24 protein-coding genes are annotated in these 23,702 nt (G+C 35.5%); 19 read left to right on the forward strand and 5 right to left on the reverse strand.

Going from position 1 to position 23,702, the window contains the following annotated elements; genetic code table 11:
- The 3 genes from ES948_RS01130 (at position 1) to ES948_RS01140 (ending at position 2,110) form a co-directional block, all read left to right on the forward strand.
- Positions 1-543 (forward strand): phosphorylase family protein, encoded by a 543-nt coding sequence (locus ES948_RS01130; protein ID WP_152183090.1) that lies wholly within the window; start codon positions 1-3, stop codon positions 541-543.
- Positions 540-1,613 (forward strand): dual-specificity RNA methyltransferase RlmN, encoded by a 1,074-nt coding sequence (rlmN, locus tag ES948_RS01135; RefSeq protein ID WP_152183091.1) that lies wholly within the window; start codon positions 540-542, stop codon positions 1,611-1,613. Before ES948_RS01130 ends, rlmN begins: the two co-directional genes overlap by 4 nt.
- A 260-nt stretch (positions 1,614-1,873) precedes the next feature.
- Positions 1,874-2,110, forward strand: a complete 237-nt coding sequence (locus ES948_RS01140; protein WP_152183092.1) for a hypothetical protein — start codon at positions 1,874-1,876, stop codon at positions 2,108-2,110.
- A gap of 412 nt (positions 2,111-2,522) precedes the next feature.
- Here the strand turns inward: ES948_RS01140 and ES948_RS01145 are convergent, their stop codons facing one another.
- Positions 2,523-3,440 carry an RluA family pseudouridine synthase gene (locus ES948_RS01145; protein ID WP_152183093.1) on the reverse strand — a complete coding sequence of 306 codons (918 nt, stop codon included), beginning with the start codon at positions 3,438-3,440 and terminating at the stop codon, positions 2,523-2,525.
- A 110-nt stretch (positions 3,441-3,550) separates the two neighbouring features.
- Between ES948_RS01145 and purB the strand changes: the two genes are divergently transcribed.
- The 8 genes from purB (at position 3,551) to trxC (ending at position 10,864) form a co-directional block, all read left to right on the forward strand.
- The gene (purB, locus tag ES948_RS01150; RefSeq protein WP_152183094.1) at positions 3,551-4,879 is read left to right on the forward strand and encodes an adenylosuccinate lyase; all 1,329 of its coding nucleotides are present in this window, start codon (positions 3,551-3,553) and stop codon (positions 4,877-4,879) included.
- Positions 4,880-5,142: 263 nt separating this feature from the next.
- The gene (locus ES948_RS01155) at positions 5,143-7,509 is read left to right on the forward strand and encodes a ribonucleoside-diphosphate reductase subunit alpha (RefSeq protein ID WP_152183095.1); all 2,367 of its coding nucleotides are present in this window, start codon (positions 5,143-5,145) and stop codon (positions 7,507-7,509) included.
- Between the two features lies 1 nt (position 7,510).
- A complete protein-coding gene (locus ES948_RS01160) occupies positions 7,511-7,876 on the forward strand; it encodes a hypothetical protein (RefSeq protein WP_152183096.1) in 366 nt (121 codons plus the stop codon).
- Between the two features lie 11 nt (positions 7,877-7,887).
- Entirely contained in the window at positions 7,888-8,274 is a 387-nt protein-coding gene (fliW, locus tag ES948_RS01165) for a flagellar assembly protein FliW (RefSeq protein ID WP_152183097.1), read from the forward strand.
- Position 8,275: 1 nt separating this feature from the next.
- Positions 8,276-8,629, forward strand: coding sequence for a response regulator (locus ES948_RS01170; protein ID WP_152183098.1), 354 nt, complete (start codon positions 8,276-8,278; stop codon positions 8,627-8,629).
- Position 8,630: 1 nt separating this feature from the next.
- Entirely contained in the window at positions 8,631-9,230 is a 600-nt protein-coding gene (locus ES948_RS01175) for a chemotaxis protein CheX (protein ID WP_152183099.1), read from the forward strand.
- Positions 9,185-10,390: a PAS domain-containing sensor histidine kinase gene (locus ES948_RS01180; protein ID WP_152183100.1), complete on the forward strand. Its 1,206-nt coding sequence runs from the start codon at positions 9,185-9,187 to the stop codon at positions 10,388-10,390. Before ES948_RS01175 ends, ES948_RS01180 begins: the two co-directional genes overlap by 46 nt.
- Before the next feature lie 48 nt (positions 10,391-10,438).
- Positions 10,439-10,864, forward strand: coding sequence for a thioredoxin TrxC (trxC, locus tag ES948_RS01185; protein WP_152183101.1), 426 nt, complete (start codon positions 10,439-10,441; stop codon positions 10,862-10,864).
- A gap of 4 nt (positions 10,865-10,868) precedes the next feature.
- Here trxC and ppnP read toward each other — a convergent pair whose 3' ends face one another.
- Both ppnP and ruvC read right to left on the reverse strand, forming a co-directional pair.
- On the reverse strand, positions 10,869-11,180 hold the full coding sequence (ppnP, locus tag ES948_RS01190; protein ID WP_152183102.1) for a pyrimidine/purine nucleoside phosphorylase: 312 nt from the start codon (positions 11,178-11,180) through the stop codon (positions 10,869-10,871).
- 115 nt (positions 11,181-11,295) lie between these two features.
- A complete protein-coding gene (gene ruvC / locus ES948_RS01195) occupies positions 11,296-11,772 on the reverse strand; it encodes a crossover junction endodeoxyribonuclease RuvC (RefSeq protein ID WP_152183103.1) in 477 nt (158 codons plus the stop codon).
- A gap of 120 nt (positions 11,773-11,892) precedes the next feature.
- On the opposite strand from ruvC, the gene dnaA reads away from it, so the two are divergent.
- The 6 genes from dnaA to ES948_RS01225 all read left to right on the forward strand — a co-directional run bounded on the left by dnaA (position 11,893) and on the right by ES948_RS01225 (position 19,165).
- Positions 11,893-13,200 carry a chromosomal replication initiator protein DnaA gene (gene dnaA, locus ES948_RS01200; protein ID WP_152183104.1) on the forward strand — a complete coding sequence of 436 codons (1,308 nt, stop codon included), beginning with the start codon at positions 11,893-11,895 and terminating at the stop codon, positions 13,198-13,200.
- A 183-nt stretch (positions 13,201-13,383) separates the two neighbouring features.
- Positions 13,384-14,451, forward strand: a complete 1,068-nt coding sequence (gene dnaN, locus ES948_RS01205; RefSeq protein ID WP_152183105.1) for a DNA polymerase III subunit beta — start codon at positions 13,384-13,386, stop codon at positions 14,449-14,451.
- 111 nt (positions 14,452-14,562) lie between these two features.
- The gene (gene gyrB / locus ES948_RS01210; protein ID WP_152183106.1) at positions 14,563-16,884 is read left to right on the forward strand and encodes a DNA topoisomerase (ATP-hydrolyzing) subunit B; all 2,322 of its coding nucleotides are present in this window, start codon (positions 14,563-14,565) and stop codon (positions 16,882-16,884) included.
- The gene (locus tag ES948_RS01215; RefSeq protein ID WP_188109413.1) at positions 16,885-18,267 is read left to right on the forward strand and encodes a bifunctional diguanylate cyclase/phosphodiesterase; all 1,383 of its coding nucleotides are present in this window, start codon (positions 16,885-16,887) and stop codon (positions 18,265-18,267) included. It begins immediately after the preceding gene.
- Positions 18,268-18,279: 12 nt separating this feature from the next.
- Positions 18,280-18,666, forward strand: coding sequence for a preQ(1) synthase (gene queF / locus ES948_RS01220; RefSeq protein WP_152183107.1), 387 nt, complete (start codon positions 18,280-18,282; stop codon positions 18,664-18,666).
- Between the two features lie 10 nt (positions 18,667-18,676).
- Complete coding sequence (locus ES948_RS01225) at positions 18,677-19,165, forward strand: hypothetical protein (protein WP_152183108.1); 489 nt, start codon at positions 18,677-18,679, stop codon at positions 19,163-19,165.
- On the opposite strand, the gene ES948_RS01230 is transcribed toward ES948_RS01225, so the two are convergent.
- Positions 19,139-20,383 carry a CCA tRNA nucleotidyltransferase gene (locus tag ES948_RS01230; protein WP_152183109.1) on the reverse strand — a complete coding sequence of 415 codons (1,245 nt, stop codon included), beginning with the start codon at positions 20,381-20,383 and terminating at the stop codon, positions 19,139-19,141. The genes ES948_RS01225 and ES948_RS01230 overlap by 27 nt on opposite strands.
- 152 nt (positions 20,384-20,535) lie before the next feature.
- Between ES948_RS01230 and typA the strand changes: the two genes are divergently transcribed.
- A complete protein-coding gene (gene typA, locus ES948_RS01235; RefSeq protein ID WP_152183110.1) occupies positions 20,536-22,344 on the forward strand; it encodes a translational GTPase TypA in 1,809 nt (602 codons plus the stop codon).
- A 125-nt stretch (positions 22,345-22,469) separates the two neighbouring features.
- Positions 22,470-22,733 carry a hypothetical protein gene (locus ES948_RS01240; RefSeq protein ID WP_152183111.1) on the forward strand — a complete coding sequence of 88 codons (264 nt, stop codon included), beginning with the start codon at positions 22,470-22,472 and terminating at the stop codon, positions 22,731-22,733.
- On the opposite strand, the gene ES948_RS01245 is transcribed toward ES948_RS01240, so the two are convergent.
- The gene (locus tag ES948_RS01245; RefSeq protein ID WP_152183112.1) at positions 22,669-23,685 is read right to left on the reverse strand and encodes a hydrolase; all 1,017 of its coding nucleotides are present in this window, start codon (positions 23,683-23,685) and stop codon (positions 22,669-22,671) included. The genes ES948_RS01240 and ES948_RS01245 overlap by 65 nt on opposite strands.
- Positions 23,686-23,702 lie beyond the last annotated feature (17 nt).

The raw sequence follows: 23,702 nt of genomic DNA on the forward strand, positions 1-23,702 counted from the left end.
ATGATAATCTGTGCGGGAAATTCTGAAAACTTCTCTTTTGCAACACCTATGGGAGTGGGACTTATTGAGACTGCCATGAACCTCACAAGGCTCTGTTTGTTTGACAAACCGGAGTTTTTACTCTTTGTAGGTACAGCCGGTTCGTATGGAGAAGCTAAGATATTTGACATCATCGAGAGTAAAACTGCTACAAACATCGAACTTGCATTTTTAAATAAAGATGCATACACACCTTTGGAAAACGTTATCTCTACAAATCTAACAGATAAAAAGGATATTATTGTTAACTCTTCTAATTATATCTCGACAAATGAATCGCTAACAAAAAAGTTTTTGAACTTTGGAGTAGGTATTGAAAATATGGAATTTTTCTCTGTTCTAGCAGTTGCCAAAGAGTTTGACATTCCAGCCGGTGGCGTTTTTTGTATAACAAATTATACAAACCAAGATGCACATACAGACTTTCTCAAAAACCATGACAAGGCAAAAGAGTTATTAGAAAAGCATGTCAAAAAAAGAATCAAGGAACTTACATCACGATGAACCAACTCAAACCTTCCCTGCTTGACTTTACACTCAAGGAGCTAACACAACTTGTAAAACCATCTTTTCGTGCAAAACAGATCTATGGTTGGCTCTATCATCAATATACCGATAGTTATGATGCAATGAAAAATATTCCAAAAGCTATGAAAGAAGAATTGAGTCAAAAGTATCTTGTCAACCCTATGAAAATCATTCGAAAAGAAGTAGCAAGTGATGGAACAATAAAGTATCTTTTTGAACTCCAGGATGGTAAAACAGTAGAAGCAGTTTGGTTAAAAATGAAAGATGAAATCCATGAAGATGGAAAACTTGTCCAAGAAGCAAAATATACCATCTGTGTCTCTACACAAGTAGGGTGTAAAGTAGGTTGTTCATTTTGTCTAACAGCAAAGGGTGGTTTTACCAGAGACTTGAGTGCTGGAGAGATTGTAGGGCAGGTAGTAGCTCTCAAACGTGATAACAAACACAAACACAATCGTAAAATCAACATTGTCTATATGGGAATGGGTGAACCACTTGATAATCTTGAAAATCTCGCAAAGGCTATAGAGATTTTTAAAAAAGAAGAGGGTCTTGCCATCTCAGGAAAAAGACAAACCGTTAGTACAAGTGGACTGAGCAATAAAATAGATCAGCTCGGTGCAATGGATTTAGGCGTTCACATTGCCATATCACTTCATGCAGTTGATGATGAACTCCGAACAGAGCTTATTCCAATGAACAAAGCTCATAACATTGACTCTATCATAGAAGCTGTAAAACGCTTTCCGATTGACACACGTAAACGTGTGATGTTTGAATATCTTGTTATTAAAAACAAAAATGATGACCTAGGAAGTGCGAAGAAGCTTGTAAAGCTCCTCTCAGGTATCAAAGCAAAAGTAAACCTTATCTACTTTAACCCTTATCCTGGAACGCCGTATGAGCGTCCAAGTTATGAAGATATGTTTGCATTTCAAGAGTATCTGGTCAAACATGGTCTTTTAGCTACGATTCGTGATTCAAAAGGCATAGATATCTCAGCAGCATGTGGTCAACTCAAAGAGAAAACTGAAGGTGAACTATAAATAAAGACCAATAAACAGATGGCAAACAATTTGAGGAGTATAATTTCCCAAAATTATCAAGGAAAATTATGAGTGGTGTAGATATTAGTGAAATTATTTTACTTGTTGTTGTGTTTGCCGTTGGCGTAGGTGGATTTATCTGGGCAGCGACAAAAGAAGACTAACAGTTTTTCGCATATAGAAGTAGCGTAATCATTTTGCAACAGAGTCATGCTATAATCTATCTATGATTTCAATCAAATTCAAATCAAAGGTATGTAATGTCTCAAAAAACAGATGCAGATAGAATAAAAGAGATTTATAAACTGACAAAAGGCCACTTTGGTGATGTACAATTTGTTGGTGTCAAATATCATAATAAAATCGGTTGGATAGCAAAAGCACAGTTGGGTGACAGCTTTGAAAATCTTACGGCTGATGGTACAACAAGTACTGAAGCACTTAAAAAATTAAGAAATCGTGTAAAGAAGATCATTAAAAGATATAATGCAGTATAAAAAGTGACGACCAACACACCAGGGAGGTCGTCTATGAGTGTAATAATACCCTACTAATCTTAAAAAAATCCATCCTTTCTATGAATTACTAAAAACTTAATTTTATTCTCTTAAATAAAATTATAATGCTAAAAAAATTACAAAATTTTTCTAAAATGTGTATTATTCACACAGTGTTCTAACTTGTGAATATCATATTGTATTTTTTCAAATAAATTACTAAATTTTTTTCTTTTTTAAGAAATTATTTATATAAATAATAACTGAAAGTAACATTACAAATTTCTTCAGAACTCTCTAAAGCCCTATTTTTAGGGATTCTTAATTCAGTGAAAAAAAATCACTCATAAAGAGCATAATTTTTATTATTTATATAAAAAGTTATTCACATTGATGCCTAAAAACTGAGCAATTAGTCACGCATATAGATATTATTTAGAGCTATTTCTTTAAAATCAATATTGCTTTTTATATGATACTTCTTACCATAAAGCTCAAACTCCAATTCGCTGGCATGCAGAAGCAGTCTTTGTGAACCAGTATTGTCTACTCTCTCCTTTATAGATAGCTCTCTATCTAAAAACCGTACAATATCCTCTTCTTTTTGTCCGTAAATTGGATCACCAACAATCGGATGTTTCACGTGAAACAGATGGACCCTTATTTGATGTTGTCTACCTGTATGTGGTTTACATGCTACTAAAGTTACGTTATATTCAGGAAAATACTCTATGGGTTGAAAATCAGTCATGGAGGGTTTACCACTTTCATGAACTTTAACAACCATGCGAACAATAGCACTCTCATCAACAGCTCTTAGAAGTGGAGCCTCTACACACAACTCCTTCTCAAACTTTCCATGTACTAAAGCCAGATATGTTTTTTGCATATCTCGTTCTTGAAACATCATCTTTATATCACGTTCACTCTCTTTATTTTTTGCACATAAAACCAAGCCACTCGTCTCTTGATCGATTCTGTGTGCAATATTTGCATCTTTACCAAACTGATATTTTAATTCATCAATAAGAGAGTAGGGAGTATTTCTATTTTGTGGGTGAATAAGTACACCACTTGGTTTATCAAAAACAACAAAATACTCTTCTTCATAAGTAGGTTTGAGTCCTTTTGTAATTGGTTCAAAATAGATAAACTCAAATGCACCTTCTATATCAGCTCCAGCTTTTGTAAGCGGTTCACCATTTATCAGTAATCTTCCTTTTGCAATTAATCGTTGTGCTTCTTTTTGTGTATAGCCCAGTTCTCTCATTAAATAGAGAAAAGCTCTCTGTTTTTTTTCTACATAAAATTTTCTTTTTACAAACGGCAAAAGGGGTCCTTATAGATTTAATTACTATATTATGAATATTTGAGTAAAATGTCATACTTATATTAAAGCGAATTTTAGCACAATACAGTGCTTAATGAAAAAGGGTAATAATGGTAGATAGATATGCACGTGAAGAGATGGCTTCAAAGTGGACATACCAAGCAAAATATCAAGCTTGGCTGGATGTAGAAAAAGCAGTAGTAAAAGCTTGGGCAAAACTTGGAAAGATTCCACAGGAAGATGCAGACAAAATTGTTAAGAATGCAAAGTTTGATATCAAGCGTATTGATGAGATCGAAGCAGTAACACGTCATGATTTGATTGCATTTACAACTTCAGTTGCAGAGAGTCTTGGTGAAGAGAGCAGATGGTTTCACTATGGTATGACAAGTTCTGATACAATTGACACAGCAGTTGCACTTCAGATGAAAGATTCTCTTGCATTAATCATTGAAGATGTAAAGATGTTGATGGAGTCAATCAAAAAACGTGCAATGGAGCATAAGATGACTCTTATGGTTGGACGTTCTCACGGTATTCATGGTGAGCCGATTACATTTGGACTTGTACTTGCTGTTTGGTATGATGAGATGGCTCGTCACTTAGAGAATTTAGAGCAAACTATGGATGTTATCGCTGTTGGTCAAGTAAGTGGTGCTATGGGAAATTTTGCTCACGCTCCACTAGAGCTTGAAGAGTATACTTGTGAAGAACTGGGTCTTAAACCAGCACCTGCATCAAATCAGGTAATCCAACGTGATAGATATGCTCATCTAGCAACTGCACTGGCTTTAATGGCAAGTTCAATTGAGAAGTTTGCTGTTCAGGTTCGTCATTGGCAAAGAACAGAAGTTTATGAGTGTGAAGAGTATTTTGCAAAAGGGCAAAAAGGTTCTTCTGCAATGCCACACAAACGTAATCCTATTCTTACAGAGAACATTACAGGTCTTGCTCGTATGATTCGTGCTTATGCAAATCCTGCAATGGAAAATGTTGCACTTTGGCATGAACGTGATATCTCTCACTCATCAACTGAGCGTTTCTGGTTACCGGATGCATTTGTAACATCAGACTTTATGCTCCACCGTATGAACAATGTTATAGCAAATCTCACAGTCTATCCTGAAAATATGATGAAAAACCTTAACCTCACAGGTGGACTTGTCTTCTCTCAACGTGTACTTCTTGAACTTCCACTACAGGGTGTCTCACGTGAGGATGCATATAAAATCGTACAAAGAAATGCTATGAAAGTTTGGGAAGAGATTCAACAGGGTCGTCCAACTACAAATGAAAAAGGAGAGTCACTCTACCTTAACCATCTTTTAGCAGATGAAGAGCTTCGCAGTAAACTCTCTGAAGAACAGATTCGTGAATGTTTCAACTATGACTACTATACGAAAAATGTAGATGCCATCTTCAAAAGAGTTTTTAAATAGTAAGGAATTAGTGAGTTTTTACAGATGTAAAAACTCCTAGTTTCCCAAACTTTTCCCTTATTTTAACTATTAGTTTTTCTTATACTTTTCAAGACGTAACAAATCGTTAAAACTTTCCAAATTATTTTGTAACTTTAATAATTCTCACTACAAACATTAGTTAAAATCAACTACCTAAATAAACAATATTTTGTAATTTTTTATATAACTGTTTTTTAAAATATTTATGTAAAAAATTCTTTATATGGTCAGGAAGAAAATTTATGATTACAGTGATTAAAAGAAACGGTAGAACAGAGCCCCTAGATATCTCCAAAATACAAAAATATACCTCTGCAGCAGTAAAAGACTTAACAAACGTTAGTCAAAGTGAACTTGAAGTTGACGCACAGATTCACTTCCGTGACGGTATAACATCCAAAGAGATTCAAGAGACACTCATTAAAACTGCTGTTGACAAGATCGATATTGATGCGCCTAACTGGACCTTTGTTGCATCACGTCTTTTCCTCTTCAATCTTTATCATCAAGTAAACGGTTTTACAGGGTATTGCTCATTGGAGAAGTATTTTGAGCGAGGTGAGAAAGAGGGACGTATCCTTTTAGGACTTCGTGATATGTACGACCTTGAAGAGCTTGAGAAGCACATCAAACCTGAACGTGACTTGCAGTTTAACTATCTTGGCATTAAAACACTTTATGACCGTTATCTTATCAAAGACAGAAATGGTGATCCGATAGAACTGCCTCAGCATATGTTTATGGCAATCGCAATGTTCTTAGCACAACGTGAAGAGAAAAAAGAAGAATGGGCTATCAAGTTCTATAACATGATAAGTAAATTTGAAGTGATGCTCGCTACTCCAACACTCTCAAATGCAAGAACAGCAAGACACCAGCTAAGCTCTTGTTACATCGGTTCAACTCCGGATAATATCGAAGGGATCTTTGATGCTTACAAAGAGATGGCAATGCTCTCTAAATTTGGTGGAGGAATCGGTTGGGACTGGACGCAGGTTCGCTCAATGGGAAGCTTTATTGATGGGCATAAAAATGCAGCAGGTGGAACGATTCCGTTCTTAAAGATAACAAATGACATCGCCATTGCTGTTGACCAGCTTGGAACACGCAAGGGTGCCATCGCGGTTTACCTTGAACCATGGCATATAGATATCAATGACTTTTTGGACCTGAAGAAAAACTCCGGTGAAGAGCGTCGTCGTGCGCATGACCTCTTTCCTGCAATGTGGCTCAATGATATATTTATGCAAAGAGTTCAAGAAGATGGCATCTGGACACTCTTTGATCCTTATGATGTACGTGAACTTACGAACCTTTATGGAGAAGAATTTAACAAACGTTATTTGGAATTAGAACAGGATGAGACACTTATAAAAGAGCGTGTCAAAGCAAAAGATCTTTGGAAAAAGATTCTTACATCTTATTTTGAGACAGGTTCGCCATTCTTATGTTTTAAAGATAATGCAAACCGTGCAAACCCAAATGATCACTTTGGTGTTATTCGCAGTTCTAACCTCTGTACAGAGATCTTCCAAAACACAGAGCCTAACCATTATCGTATCAAGTTTATCTTTGAAAACGGTGATAGCATCAGCTATGAAGAAGATGAGATGGTAACTGTTGACAGTGGTATAACAAAACCGGCTAAAAAGGTTACTGCACTTGATTCTCTTGGCGGTATGCCAATCTTTGTTGTTGAGAAAGAGAAAATTGACGGAGCTACTGCTGTTTGTAATCTCGCTTCTATTAATCTCTCACGTATCAATACAAAAGAGGATATCGACCGTATTGTTCCAACAGCTATTAGATGTTTGGACAATGTGATTGATCTTAACTTCTACCCTGTTGAGAAAGTAAAACGTACTAACATGCGAAGCCGTTCAATCGGACTTGGTGTTATGGGTGAAGCACAAATGTTAGCAGAAGCCGGTATTTCATGGGGGAGCCAAGAGCACTTTGACAAGATAGATGAAGTGATGGAGTCTGTTTGTTATAACGCTATCAAAGCTTCCTCTGATTTGGCAGTTGAAAAAGGTAGCTATCCTGAGTTTGAAGGAAGTAAGTGGAGTCGAGGAATCTTCCCTCAAGACCATGCAAATGCAGATGTTATCAATCTTGTTGACCGTGGTGGTCTATTTGCTTCAACCTATGAGTGGGATGAACTTCGCGCACGTGTGAAAAAACAGGGTATGAGAAACGGTTATTTAATGGCCGTTGCACCAACTTCGTCTATCTCAATTCTTACAGGTACGACACAGGCGATTGAGCCAGTATTTAAACGTAAATGGTTTGAAGAGAACTTATCTGGTCTTATCCCTGTTGTTGTTCCTAAACTCTCTCCTGAGACATGGAGCTACTATACGCCTGCGTATGATTTAAACCAGACTGTACTTATCAAAGCTGCAGCAATTCGTCAAAAATGGATAGACCAAGGACAATCGCTCAACATCTTTATCACACTTGATAAAGCAAGTGGACGCTATTTAAATGAAATCTATATGCTTGCATGGAAACTCGGTCTTAAATCTACCTACTATCTCAGAAGTCAATCTCCGGAGATGGCAAATGATGTTGAAGACAGATCAATGGAGTGTGTAGGTTGTCAATAGAATGAAACCTCTTCATAATTCAGAAATAACTAAATTTTTAGAACGATTTGACGATTTTAAAGAGAGTGAAATACACTCTTTAAAAATTATATCACCGACAGAAATAGAAATAACACTTACAGCACAGGACAAAGCACGTGCATATGATTGGTTAACACTGAGCATACTCTTTAGTGGTGTCAATGATGCTAAACTGATAGATGAGAGTAAACTTGCCTATATTGATCTAGATGATGGAGTGAGCATTATAAAAGAAGGAAACAATTTTGCTTTTGCTTTGGGGCGTTATCAGAATATTTCTTCATTAAAAGATGCGCAACTCTACATCATAAGTCAAAATATCAAGTATAATGAAGGTGCATTTTAAAAGGAAAAACAATGAGTTACAAAGTAAAAGGTGAGATCTTAGGATTTCAAGATACAAAAGAGGTGGAAATCAATGAAATAGATCCTCTTTTTTCAACAATGTTAGATAGTAAAAATGAAAATATCTCTTTCACTTTGATCAATCCTTTTCTATTGAGAGATTACAGTATTGATATACCTCTTGATGTAAAAGAACTACTTGAGATTGATGAAGATTCTCAACTAGGTGTTTACAATATTTTAATCATTCAAAAACCTTTAGAAAAATCAGTGATCAACTTTTTAGCTCCAATCGTTATAAACCTTGATAAAAAAGTTTTAGCACAGGTTATACTTGACCCTAAAAAGCACCCTGATTATGGTATGGCAGAGACCATAGAATCATTTAAAGAAAAATAGAATGAAATATCTTGTTACAGATGATTCAAAACTGGCACGTAAGGTTTTAAAAAAGTCTCTTTGTGAGTATGTTGATGAACAATATGTCTTTGAAGCATGCAATGGACTTGAAGCACTTAAAATTCTCCTCAAAGAAAAAGCAGATATTGTTTTTTTAGACCTGACAATGCCTGTAATGGATGGGTATGAGACAATACCAAAAATTCTTGATATCAATCCAGAAACAAAAATCATAGTAGTATCGGCTGATGTTCAGGAAAAAGCAAAAGAGAAAGTTCTCTCTCTTGGTGCAATGCTACACATAGAAAAGCCTATCAATCCTGTCAAAATGAAAGAAATTTTGGAAGCTCTCTAAAATGAATAACCTAGTACTTACAGAAGATGAAAAGGATGTTCTTCAAGAGTTAATGAACATTGCTTACGGCAGTGCGACAGCAGTTGTTGCTGATATGCTTGAAGCATTTGCATCACTGAGCATTCCAAATATAAAAATAATGACTACAGAAGAGCTTTTTAAAACATTTGCTGCACTTAAAAACTCAAGCTATTTTTTCTCAACTCAAGCTTTTAGTGGCGAATTTAACGGGGAGAGCGCCTTTTTTATCAATGAAGAGAGCGCAAATAACCTTGCAAAACATTTAGAGTTAGAGAGTAGAGATGATCTTGATGATGCTATCTTGGAGCTAACAAACGTACTTACATCCTCACTCACAACAAAACTTGCTCAGGAGATGGAGACAGAAGTAAGTTTTTCACTGCCAAATATCCTCAAAGTTCCACTTGAAGAGATAGAAGATGTAGTAACCTTTCAACTCTATTCACAGGTAATTGTTATTGATACAGACCTTAATTTTGAAGATCAAAAAATTAATGGTAAAATATTTATACTTACAAAAGATGAATCAATCTCATGGCTCAAAACGAAGCTCAACACAATTTTAGAACAACTTCTTTAGAGAAAAAAATTGTTTCAGCCATTGACAATGGCATCATAATCTTAGACAGTGACCTAGTTATTCACCACTATAACAAGTGGATGGAAATTCACACTCACATAAAAGAAAAAGATGCTCTTGGAAAAAAACTAACAGAGCTTTTTGATACTATTAAAGAAAAAACTCTACTCCGTAAAGTCAAAACAGCATTGCGAATGCAAACACCAACATTTTATACAGCTACTACCTCTCACTATCTTATCCCTATTAAAACAAACCAGATTAAAAACTCTTTTTTTTCCTATATGCAACAAGATGTCAGTATTGTCCCTTTTGACGCTCAAAACCAGCTCGTTGTTCTCATACTAACAGACCAAACAAATATGGCAAATATCAATGCACTGCTTAATGCTCATGTAGCAAAGATCAAAGAACTGAACGAACAGCTTATGCGTGAGAAAGAGCTCACAGAGATGCAACATAAACAGCTACTTGCAAACTCAAGAAGTGCTGCTATGGGTGAGATGATAAGTATGATAGCGCATCAATGGAGACAACCACTTTCACTCATAACAACACTGCTTACAAACATAAAGATAAAAAAAGAGTTGCAAACCCTTGATGAAGCAAACATGGAGAGTTCTTTGGGAAAAATTGAAAATACTGTTAAATATCTCTCTGACACTATTAATGATTTTAGAGATTATTTCAAACCAAACAAAGTAAAATCTGATCTGAAACTGAGTGAACTTTTTAACAAATCTATCTTTTTTCTCAAAGATGAGATGAATCAGTACAATATAGAATATACAATCAATATTGACAAACAACTCTCAATAAAAACCTATAAAAATGAACTTTTACAATCTATTATCAATATTATAAAAAACTCTATTGATGCATTTAAAAACAGTGACATTGAAGATAAAAAAATAGAAGTATCCATCCAAGAATTTACTTATCATATCTCAATCATTATCGAAGATAATGCTGGTGGTATAGATGAAAGCATTTTAGAAAAAATATTTGAACCTTACTTCTCTACAAAAAATAAAAACGGAACAGGTCTTGGTCTTTATATGTGTAAAGTCATCATTTATGAACATCTTCATGGAGAAATCAGTATCACCTCCGAGAACAATGGAACTAAAGTAGCAATAAAATTACCAAAAAAGATATAGAAGACTATTAGATTTTTAACATAATTATTTATTGAAAAAGGAGAAATTATGAGAGTTGTATGTCCCCACTGTTTGGCAGTTAATAATGTACCGAAAAAAGATTCCTACAAAAAAGCCAACTGTGGAAAATGTAAAAATTCCCTATTGGATACAAAACCGATGGAATTAAATGAAAGAAGTTTTGATGAAGTTGTCGCTAACAGCGACATTCCTGTTATTGTAGATTTTTGGGCTCCGTGGTGTGGACCATGTCAGATGATGGCACCTAATTTTGAACGTGCTGCAGAGCAGTTTCCACTCAAAGCAAGATTTGCCAAAGTAAATACAGAAAACGAACAAAATTTAGGAGCACGTTTTGGAATCCGTTCTATTCCGACTATTATCGTCTTTAAAGAGGGACGTGAAGTGGATCGTGTTAGCGGTGCACTGGATATTAACGCTCTCGCATCACTTGCTGCAAGATACGCTAACTAACAGACTACTTAATGTAAGAGCAGCAGTAGTCTGTAGGTGTTTTAATCTTTAGATCAAACGAGCTGTTTGCAGGTACTTCAAAAGTCTCAGGAGTAGAAAGTGTTTTCCACTCCTCTCCTGGGAGTCTGATTTCAAGCTCACCGCTCATCATCTCCATTATCTCTTTATCTGCTGTGTTAAAAGTGTACTCACCCGGAAGCATAATCCCTAAAGATTTCACACTCCCATCACTAAACTCTACTGTTCTGCTTGTTACTTTTCCATCATAATAGATGTTTGCCTCTTTTACTACTGTTACGTTGTCAAATTTTGTCATAGATTTTTTCCTTAATATTTTTATGATTTTATCTAATTGTTTTGGAAGCTCATACCAAATGGGAGGACTTGTCCTCTAAAACAATTAGATAAAATCATCTCTTAAAAATTTCACTCTACTTTTTTAATTTCACTCTTTGTGAATGTGTAATGGCCACAGCCATAGCATCTGTAATATCAAACGGTTTTATCTCTTTTTTTATGCCTAACAGTCGCTTGACCATAAAGGCAACCTGCTCTTTTTGTGCTTTTGCTTTGCCTGTGAGTGCTTTTTTCACCTGCAAAGCAGTATATTCATGAAACTGCCCAAATTCTTGGAGCAGCTTTAGCATAATTGCTCCTCGAAACTGTGCTAGTTTTATCGTAGTTGCCGGATTATGTGCGTAAAAGATATCTTCCATTGCCACTTCATCTATTGTATGTTTTGAAAAAAGCATCTCTATTCCTTCTACCATCTGCGGTATTTGAAACTGCAGATTTTCAGCTTTCATCTTAATGAGTCCAGCCTCAATAAGAGCTATTTTTCCATTTTGTAGTGATATCAGTGCATATCCGAGATTTCTTGTTCCCGGATCTATTCCTAAAATTGTCATAATCGCATTATAGCAAAGATATTCACTTATGAGAATTCTCTACTATTCACATCTTTTTAACCCAAAATTATGGATTTGTAGAGTATTATTCACATATAAATGAATAAACAAGGTTTTTATGTGAATATAGGTCAAGAAGTTTTAGAAGCTCTCAAAGATGAGATAACAGAGATAGAATATAACCGTTATATCAAACATCTTACATATGACAGTAAAAAATCTACAGGTGATTTGGCAATTTTTTATGCACCAAACGCGCTTGTTGTAAACTGGATCAAAAATAAATACAAAGATAAAATAGCACACCTTTTTGAAGTGAAAAACGGCTCAAAGGTTACAGTTCAAATTACACTGAAAAATTCTGTTGAAAAGAGAAAGAGTAAAAAAGTAACAGAAGTTAAACAAAGTTCTTCACTTCTAAACCCTTCACACTCTTTTGACAACTTTATGGTAGGTGGGTCTAATCAGTTTGCCTATGCAGCAGTAAAGAGTGCCAGTGAAAATCCTGGAAAAGTTTACAATCCTGTCTTTATCTATGGTGGTGTCGGCCTTGGAAAAACCCACCTGATGCAAGCAGCAGGGAATGTACTCCAAAATGCAGGTAAAGTTGTTATCTATACAACGGTAGAACAATTTCTAAATGACTTTATCCGTCATGTTCGTAACAAAACAATGGAGCGTTTTCAGGAGAAGTACCGTAAGTGTGATGTACTGCTTATCGATGATATTCAGTTTCTCTCGAACAAAGAGGGAATCCAAGAGGAGTTTTTTCACACTTTTGAAGCACTCAAAGGTGCAGGAAAACAGATAATACTCACAGCAGACAAACATCCTAAAAAGATAGGTGGCCTTGAAGCAAGACTGCAGAGCCGTTTTGAGTGGGGACTTGTAGCTGACATTCAACCACCGGAGTTAGAGACAAAAATTGCCATTATCAAGAAAAAATGTGAGATAAACAAAGTAAAACTCTCTGAAGATATCGTTAATTACATTGCAACAGTCATTGAGAGTAATGTACGTGAGATAGAGGGAATTTTATCAAAACTCCATGCCTATTCACAACTGATGCATGTTGATATCGATCTGGAATTTACAAAAAATGTCTTAAAAGATCAGATGAATGAAAACCGTGAAAATCTTACAATGGATAAAATCACACAGGTTGTTGCAAAAGATTTAAATATCAAACCAAGTGAGATTCGTTCCAAAGGGCGTAGTAAAAATATAGTCTATGCACGCCGCATCTCTATCTATATCTGCCGTGAGCTGACACAAAACACTATGCCACAACTTGCACAATACTTTGGTATGAAAGATCATACTGCCATCAGTCATACCATCAAAAAAATCAATGATCTCATCAAAGATGATGAGGACTTTAGAGTAAAAATAGAAGAGTTAACAAACAAAATAACAGCTTCTTCTTAAGTTTTGTCGCAAAAAGTTTAAAAAAAAAGATATAATTGTAAAAGTGAATAGATGTGAAAGCTACTTCAGTGCTTCATCACATCAAAAAGTATGCTGTATCAAGGGTTTGAGTAGAGTTTTCACCTATTCACTCCCCCCTACTACTACATACTAAAATTATTAAATATAATAGGGATTTAAAAAATGAAGATTACTATAGCTAAATCAGTCATAGAAAATATCTTAATTCATGCAGGACCTTTTTTAGAAAAAAAAGATACTTCACAAATTACTTCTCATGTCTATCTAAATGCTAGTAACTCAAAACTAACTGTTAAAGCAACTGATTATGAGATAGGATTTTGTGTCTCTACTGATAATATTTCAACTATTGAAGAGGGTACTGTTACTGCTAACGGTAAAAAGTTTCTTGATATTGTCAGAATTTTAAAAGATGGGGATATCAATCTTGAAGTTGTTAAAGACACACTTCATATCTCACAAGGCAGTTCAAACTTCAAACTACCGACATTTGCTTACAATGAGTTTCCTGAATTCCCTAGCTATGAAGATAAAGCACGTATCTCTATTGAATCGCATACACTTATAGAATCACTCAAGAAAATCACACCGGCAATTGACACAAATAATCCTAAATTTGAACTCAATGGTGCACTCATTGATATTAAAACTGATCTTATTAATTTTGCTTCAACAGATACAAGAAGATTGGCTGTTGTAACTGTGAATAACAAAAGTGACAAAGAACTCTCTATTATCATTCCTAAAAAGGCTATCATTGAGATCCAAAAGCTCTTTTTTGACAATATTGAACTCTATTATGATGAGACAAATCTTATAATCCACTCTGAACAATATACATTCTTTACAAAACTCATCAATGGTAAGTTTCCAGAGTACTCACGTATCATTCCGAAAGAGATAGCACATAACCTGCTTCTTCCAAAAGCTATAATAATTGATGCACTCAAGCAGATCACAACGATTTCAACAGATGTAAAAATCTCGTTTTTAAATGATACAATCACATTTGAGAGTTTGAGTGATGATAATATTGAAGCAAAAACAGAAGTAAACTATCCTACAAATTTTAGTGAGACTTTTTCAATAGCAATCAACTCCAGATACTTGCTAGACTTTTTAAATTCTATTAATACTTCGGAATTTACCATAGGTTTAAATGAAGGAAATCTTCCATTTATTCTTCGTGATGAAAACTTCATTACAGTCGTTATGCCAATAGTTATTTAAACTGTTGGTAACTCTTTTTTAAAGCAATTTTACATATCAAAACTTCTTTTTATATTAATTTAGATAGAATATCTCTAATTATGCCATTATGGCAATAAATGGAGTCTATTGATGGAACAAAATTACGGCGCAAGTAATATTAAAGTCCTTAAAGGTTTAGAAGCAGTTCGTAAACGTCCTGGTATGTATATTGGAGATACTGGACATCGTGGTCTTCATCACCTGGTGTATGAAGTTATTGACAACTCAATCGATGAAGCAATGGCAGGTCATTGTGATACAATCACAGTAACATTGACAAAAGAGGGTTCGTGTATAGTCAGTGATAACGGTCGTGGTATTCCGACAGATATGCACCCGACTGAAAATATGAGTGCAGCAACTGTTGTTTTAACAGTTCTTCATGCCGGTGGTAAGTTTGACAAAGATACTTATAAAGTTTCCGGTGGACTGCATGGGGTTGGTGTATCTGTTGTAAATGCTCTCTCAGCTGATTTGAATATGACAATTTATCGCAGTGGTAAAATTCATCAGCAATCTTTTAAAATGGGTATTCCCCAAGGTCCACTTGAAATTACAGGAAATACGAGAAAAACAGGAACAACAATCGAGTTTTTTCCTGATCCTTCCATCTTTACTGAAACAGTAACCTTTGAGTTTGAGTATCTAGCACGTCGTTTTAAAGAACTTGCATATCTAAATCCATTTATTACTATAAAATTCAATGATGAACGTACAGGGACAAAAGAAATTTACCATTTTGAAGGTGGAATCGCTCAGTATGTAACTGATATGAATAAAAAGCAGGTTGTTGCAAATGTTTACAGCTTCTCTGCAAAAGTTGAAGATATCGAGTTTGATATTGCATTGATGTACAATGACTCTTATGAAGAGAAACTTGCATCGTTTGTTAACAATATTCGAACTCCAAATGGTGGTACGCATGAAGCTGGTTTTAGAGCAGGGCTAACACGTGTTATCTCTAACTATAATGCTAAAAATGGTGCTGCTAAAGAAAAAGATATAAAAATTTCCGGTGATGATGTGCGTGAGGGTCTTATTGCCATCGTTTCAGCACGTGTACCTGAGCCACAGTTTGAGGGTCAGACGAAAGGAAAACTAGGAAATACTTATGTACGTCCTTTGGTACAAAAACAGACCTATGAAATCCTTTCAAAATACTTTGAAGAGAACCCTATTGAAGCAAAAGCAATCGTTGCAAAAGCTTTGATGGCTGCACGAGGTCGTGAGGCTGCAAAAAAAGCACGTGAACTAACACGTAGAAAAGATAATATGACAGTAGGAACGCTTCCTGGTAAACTTGCAGATTGTCAAAGTAAAGATGCTTCCATCTGTGAACTTTACCTAGTGGAAGGGGACTCTGCGGGCGGTTCTGCAAAAATGGGACGAGATCGTGTTTTTCAAGCAATTCTACCACTGAAAGGTAAGATTTTAAATGTTGAAAAAGCACGTCTTGAGAAGATTTTAAAATCTGATGAAATTACGAATATGATTACAGCTATGGGCTGTGGAATCGGTGAAGAGTATAACGAAGAGAAACTCCGTTATCATAAAATCATCATTATGACCGATGCCGATGTTGATGGAAGCCACATTCAAACGCTTCTGCTCACATTCTTCTTCCGTTATTTCCGTGATATCGTAGAAAAAGGATATCTTTATCTTGCGCAACCACCTCTTTACCGTTATGCAAAGGGTAAGAAAAAAGAGATCTATTTTAAAGATGACAGAGCGATGAATGACTATCTTATCGATAACGGTGTAGAATTTTTGGAAGTTGATGGCATTGGACATGATGACCTTGTGGCTTACTTTAGAATGGTTGACCACTATGCTGCTTCACTTGAAGCTTTGGAGCGTCGTTATTCACTTGTGAAACTGATTCGTCACTTTGTGGAGAATCCTGACATTATTTCACTTGACGCTTCATCAATGTTTGAAGAAATTAAGAAATTTTTAGATTCTATCAATAACAATATTTTGACATATACTATCAATGAAGAGACAAACGAAATTCATCTGTTTGTTCAGACTGAGGGTGGTATGGAAGAGCTGCTTATCAATGATGAACTTTTTGCTGCACCACACTTTGCAGAAGCAAGTTTTGTCTATAAAAAGATTGAAGAGTGGGATGTTTCTTTTGATAAAGACTTCATTGAAGTTCTTGAAGATGTCAAAGAGTATGCGAAAAAAGGTGCATATATCCAACGCTACAAAGGTCTTGGTGAAATGAACCCTGAACAACTTTGGGAAACTACAATGAACCCTGAAAACCGTGTACTTTTACAGATTAATATAGAAGATGCTGAAGCAGCTTCCGATGCATTTACACTCTTTATGGGTGATGAGGTTGAGCCTCGCCGTAACTATATTGAGACACATGCAAAAGATGTAAAACATTTAGACGTTTAGATGCTGTTACCACAAACCAAAGAGAGGGAGTACCGTTTTAGGCTTGCACTGCGTATCGGTCTTCCTATCTTTGCACTTATTATTGCCTTTATTTCACACACTTTTATAACAAACTATCAGAATTTGCACAGCTCTTTTTATGTTGAAGCTGTTTTAATTATCTTAATAAGTATCTATTTTATCTTCTACCTTATCTATAATGGTTTTAGCGTAAAAATTACAGATGATGTGACAAAAACCTTTACCCGTGAGTATCTCTATGAGTATATTCAAAAAGAGATTCAGGAGAAAAAAGAGTATACTCTTATTCTTATTTCGATCGACAATTTAAATGATATTAACAACCTTTACGGAATAAAAAATGGAGATAAGGTCCTGCGTGAGGTTGTTCTTTGGATAGGTAAATATTTAAAAATTGAAGGAATTGAAAACTTTCCGATGGGGCATATCAAAGGAGGTGATTTTGTTCTGGGCTTAAATGGCCTCAAAACAAAATATACGACTATTTTAGAGTTGATGTGTCTAAAGTCGAGTGAATTTAAGGTCGGTGATATAGAGGTTAAAATTTCAGGTGCTATCACAGATACAAGTTATTCACATGAACTTGATTATTTGATAGAAAACCTTTTTGAAACAGTAGAAAAAAATAAAAGTTCAAGACAAAAGGATAATGTTGAAGAGTTAAGCCCGAATGAATTGGAATCAGCAATTATTAATGCCATACATAACAGAGAGCTAATCATAATGTCACAGGATGTTTATGAGCATGAGAGCGTTGTTTTTAATGAGTGTTTTGTAAAGTTGAAATCTCAAAATGGTAAAGTTATTTATCCGAAAACTTATTTGAAAGTTATCAATAAACTGGGTCTTGGTATAGAGTTTGATTTGGCTGTTTTAGAGATGGTACTGCAAGGCTGTAAAGAGAAACGTTTTGCTATAAATATACTACCGACATCACTGAGAAATGAAAAGTTCTTATCACGTGCGAAAGAGCTTTTAAAAGAGAACAAAAGAGAAGTAATATTTGTTTTGTTTGAGATGGAATACTATTCACATATTAGCAGATACAACTCTATCATAAATGCTCTCAAAGAGTATGGGGTTACGTTTTGTATAGATAGAGTTGCATCTATTCACACGAGTTTTTTATATCTGCGTGAGCTTGATATTGATCTGATTCGATTTGATACCTATTATTCCCGTCAAGAGAAGATAGAGAAAAATCGTAGTATAATTGAGGGTTTTAATCTTATAGCATATGAAAAAGGGATAAAAACCTGGATAAAAAATATTGAAGATGAAGCAACTTTTGCACTTGTTAATGATCTGAATATAGACTATATACAAGGTAGATACCTGAGTGAACTAGAAGAGATAAAATAGAGGAGAAAATAGATGAAATATGGTGAAAAAATTGTAAGTGAATTTAATGTGGAAAAAGATTTGGAAATATGGCCAAATGAGCATGAAAGAGAGTATCTCATAAAGATGACACTTCCGGAGTTCTCTTGTTTATGTCCACGAAGCGGGTATCCTGATTATGCAACTATTTATCTGGAATATACTCCTGATAAATGGGTAGTAGAGCTCAAAGCTATCAAGCTCTATATCAACTCTTTTCGTGACAGACATATCTCTCATGAAAATACAGCAAATGAGATTTATGGTGTTTTAGAAGAAAAACTCAAGCCAAAATATATGAAGATAACTGCTGATTTTAACCCACGCGGGAATGTACACACTGTTATAGAGATAGATAGCTCCAAGATAGTAAAAAAATAAGGAGTTTGATATGTTTGGCAATATTTTAGGAAGAAAAAAAGAAGATAATTCCCAAAAAGATGAGGTTCATGCAGCACTGGTTGAGAAAATATCGAAAATGAATCTTACTGAAATGCGCTCTTATATCAAAAACAAGATCAAAGATTTCGAAGTCTCTGAAGATGGACTCATAGAGGTTATGCAGAGACTTACTATGGAAGATAAGAAGACAAAAACATACTATCTCAAAAGTGATGATATGGACACAAAAAAGAAAAAAGCTTTTGATCTGATTTTAGCGATTGCAGAGAGTAAGAAGATAAACTTTACTGTCGTTGATCTGATGCAGAAGTTTCTTGAGGTTTATAAAGATATCATCACAGAGTATGACAGAGAGCATAAAGAGATATATGGCTCACGTCTGATCGATGCTGTTAATCTTGCTCTTGCAAATATAAATGAAAAAGCAGCATTAAAAAATAAGATGGATGTTTTAGGAGAGAATACCACTTCCATCTAAGTACTGCATTGCTTCTTCTTTTGTGTGAAACTCCTCACGCATCTGTTTTTCATACGCTTCATTCAATATTTTAGAAAACTCTTTTGAAGGCTTTAGCCCCAGTGCTATAAGATCTTTTCCTTCTATAAGTGGTGGTAGTGCTTTATGATAAACACCAAGCTGTTTGGCTCTTTGCGTGAGCTTTGTTATGTTTGTCTGTTCTTTTGGATAGAGTGCTAAAAGATAGTATGAAAAAAAAGCTATCTCTGTTTGTGTTGCTAACTTGTATACAGAGTAGTTTGTCTGCTTACTTAGGTCAAAAGAGATATCTGTTAGTTTTTCTACTCTTTGTAAAACCTCTTTTTCGTTAGTCAGTTTTTGTAAAAAAGAGCGTTGCTTCTCTTTTGAAAATTGTGATGTCAGTAGTGCCAGCATAAGTAGCAGTTTTTCTTTTTCACTTTCTAGAGAAAAAGATGCTGCTCTGTCCAGTGAGGAATAAATAAATTTTAATACACTCTTATGCAGACTTTGTAGTTCATCAAAAAATCTAAATCCGGAGAGCTCTTTTAAGAGTTTGATACCTTTGGAAGGTTGTTTTGATTTTAAAAGCAGTTTTTTTATCTCCTCAAAAATCCGCTCTTTTGGAAGTTCTTTTAAAATACCTGCTTCTATCATCTTTTTTGAGAGTAAAAAGAGTTCTTCTTCAACTTTCAAATTAAACCGGGTAGCAAAGGTAACAGCTCGTAAAACCCGCAAGGGGTCCTCTGGAAACTTTTGTAGGTCAACAGCTCTTAAGAGCCTGTTGTTTAGATCGATGATGCCGTTGTAAGGGTCAAGAATCTCATTAGCTATGACATCATAGCCGATAGCATTCATTGTAAAATCTCTTCGTTTGGCAGCTGACTTGAAATCAAGATCGGTATAAATAGCTACTTCAAAACCTTTGTGCCCAGCTGCGGTTTTACTGTCACTTCGCGGGAGTGAAAAGTCCAGATCCAAATTCCCGTAAAGAAGTTTGACAACACCGAAGCTCTTTCCGACACTGTTCACTTTGCCGAATTCACGCAATATTTTCTCTACTTTTTCCAAAGAGTCTACATTATAAAGTTCTATGTCTATATCTTTGGATTCTATCCCTAAAAAGTAGTCTCTTACATATCCACCGACAATAATTGCTCTTATATGGTATTGATTTAATTTATCAAAGATAATATTTAATTTATTTGGATATTCAAACATTTTATCACTTTTTATAGTATAAATAGCTCTTTTTAGGTGCTAGTACATGGAAACAATGAGAACTTACTCTATAAGTATATCACTTATTTTACGAGGATATAACATTTATTTGGGTATAATCGCGAAAAATTTTCCCAAGAAGGAAACCCCTAATGCAAAAGATTAGAAACATTGCGGTTATCGCACACGTTGACCACGGTAAAACTACACTGGTTGATGGACTACTAGAACAGTCTGGTACTTTTGGTTCACATGAGCACCATGACGAAAGAGCTATGGATAGTAATGATTTAGAAAAAGAGCGTGGAATTACGATTCTTTCTAAAAATACAGCTATTCGTTACAAAGATTACAAAATTAACATTATCGACACTCCGGGTCACGCTGATTTTGGTGGAGAGGTTGAGCGTGTACTTAAAATGGTTGATGGTGTTTTAGTACTTGTTGATGCCTATGAGGGTGTTATGCCTCAAACTAAGTTCGTTGTTAAGAAGATGTTGGCACTTGGTAAAAAGCCTATCGTTGTTATCAATAAAATTGATAAACCTTCAGCTGAGCCTGATCGTGTAGTTGACGAGATGTTTGACCTTTTTGCAGATATGGGTGCAACGGATGAGCAGCAAGACTTCCCGGTTATCTATGCAGCAGCACGTGATGGTATTGCAAAGTTAGATATGGATGAAGAGGGTGGAGATTTTCAATGTATCTTCGAGACTATCATCAATGAAGTTCCAGAGCCAGAAGGTGATGCAGGCAATCCACTTCAAGCACAGGTTTTCACACTTGACTACGACAACTACGTAGGAAAAATCGGAATCAGCCGTATCTTTAACGGTACTGTTAGAAAAGGCGACAATGTAATGCTTGCAAAATCTGACGGTGAGATGGTGAAGGGTAAAATCTCTAAACTTATCGGTTTCCATGGTCTTAACCGTATGGAAATTGATGAAGCAGAAGCTGGTGATATCGTAGCATTTGCCGGTATGGAAACAGTAGACGTTGGTGATACTATTGCAGACCCTGAGAACCCTGTAGCACTTGATCCTATGCACATTGAAGAGCCGACTTTAACAGTTGTTTTTGCTGTAAATGACTCTCCACTTGCTGGTCAAGAAGGGAAACACGTAACATCAAACAAACTCAAAGACAGACTTGAAGCTGAAATGCGTACAAATGTTGCGATGAAGTTGGAGACTATCGGTGAAGGTAAATTCAAAGTTAGTGGACGTGGTGAGCTTCAGATTACTGTTCTTGCTGAGAATATGCGTCGTGAAGGTTATGAATTCTCAATTTCAAGACCAGAAGTTATCGTTAAAGAGATTGAAGGTGTAAAATGTGAGCCGTTCGAACACCTTGTAATCGATGTTCCTGAAGATTTAAGCGGTACAGTTATTGAGCGTCTTGGTAAACGTAAGGCTGAGATGAAATCTATGCTTCCAATGGGACAGGGTTTCCAGAGAATCGAGTTTGAGATTCCTGCTCGTGCACTGATCGGTTTCCGTGGACAGTTCTTGACAGATACAAAAGGTGAGGGTGTAATGAATCACTCTTTCTTAGAGTTTAGACCATTTACTGGTTCTGTTGAGTCACGCTCTTACGGAGCACTTATCTCTATGACTGATGGTGAGACTTTAGCATTCTCTCTCTTTGGTATTCAGGATAGAGGTGTACTTTTCATCGGTGTTCAGACAAAAGTATATGAAGGTATGATTATTGGTGAGCACTCACGTAGTAATGACCTCGTTGTTAATCCTATCAAAGGAAAAGCACAGTCAAACGTACGTTCAAGTGGAGCTGATGAGGCTATTAAACTTGTTCCACCACGTGAGATGTCTTTAGAGCGTGCTTTAGAGTGGATCGAAGATGATGAACTTCTTGAAGTAACTCCTGAAAATATCCGTATCCGTAAAAAATTCCTTACTGAGACTGAGCGTAAACGTCATTCTCGTAAAGCAAAATAATTTCTGATACCCTTTTGGGTATCGTTCTCTTCCCTCTCTCAAAAATTAAAGACTGATTTATGCTATGATTATAATAATTTTCTATGTCAAAACTGTTTGACATAAACTTATAACAGAGGTATATGATGGATGGAATGTTATATTATGGAGTGTTGGTACTGCTTATAGGCTTGGCATATATGTTTTTTCAGCATAACAGTACAGGTTTGCTTCTTATTACAGTTGTCATTGGAATCTATATTGTTTATTCACATACTACAGGACATACTGCAACAGAGTTTAAAAATGAGGTTGTTAATTCTATTGATGAAGAAGCAGAGGGATTTAATGAGCGAAAGGGAATTGAACGTTTTGATCCTGAGAAAATGAAAGAGCAAGTTGAGCATTAAAAAATGTAACCACTCTTTTATCAAGCCAATATTTTGGTTTGAAAAGTGAGCCTGAAATAAAACCGACATGGCCACCATGCTCTAAAATCTCCAAGATAATAGTATTTGATACATCTTTTTGCTTTGGAATGACCTCTTGTGTCATAAAAGGGTCATCTTTTGCATGAATGATGAGCGTTGGTATCTTGATTTTTTTAAGGTACTGTTTTGAAGAGCTTTTGGTGTAGTAATCCTGCGCTGATGCAAAGCTATTGATTTTTGCAGTATAGGCTGCATCAAAGAGCCAGAAATCCTGTAGCTTTTTTATATCTTCTCGTTTAAGGCCTAATAGTTTTTGCATATCGTGCTTGTCATATTTTTTATCCAGTGCCAAACGCAGATCTTTTAAGAGAATGTTCTGATAAAACTTTGAAAAACCCTGCTTCATCTTATTTGCACAAACATCCAAAAGCATAGGTGCTGATATGGCAACAGCTGCATCAAAAGGAGCATTTTCTTTTGTTTCTCCCAGAAGTTTTAGCAGCATATTTGCTCCAAGAGAATAACCGATTCCAAAAAGCTTGGCTTGAGGATAGCGTTTTTTTACAGTATTGATAAACTCCAATGCATCCCCAGTATCTCCACTATGATAGGAACGGGCTTTGAGATTGTCTCTGCCGGAGCATCCTCGAAAGTGCATTAAAACAGAAGAAAATCCAGCTTTATCAAGTGCCTGCATAGCTCCTTGGATATAAGGTGATTCAAAAGAGCCTGCAAGTCCGTGAAAGAGAATAACAATTGGGGTTGTGTTAGTGTGATTTGTTATTTTATACCAATAGGCTTCGATGAAATCACCATCACTAAGAGTAAAGGTTTCTGTTGTAATATCGAGTTTAGGGAGCTTTCGAAAAAGGGACGCATAAACAGTTTGAATATGTCTGTTTTTGAGTCCAAAAGATGGTTGAAATTTCATAGAGTAATCTTATCAAA

This window comes from Sulfurimonas indica, assembly GCF_009192995.1.
Taxonomy (GTDB): domain Bacteria; phylum Campylobacterota; class Campylobacteria; order Campylobacterales; family Sulfurimonadaceae; genus Sulfurimonas; species Sulfurimonas indica.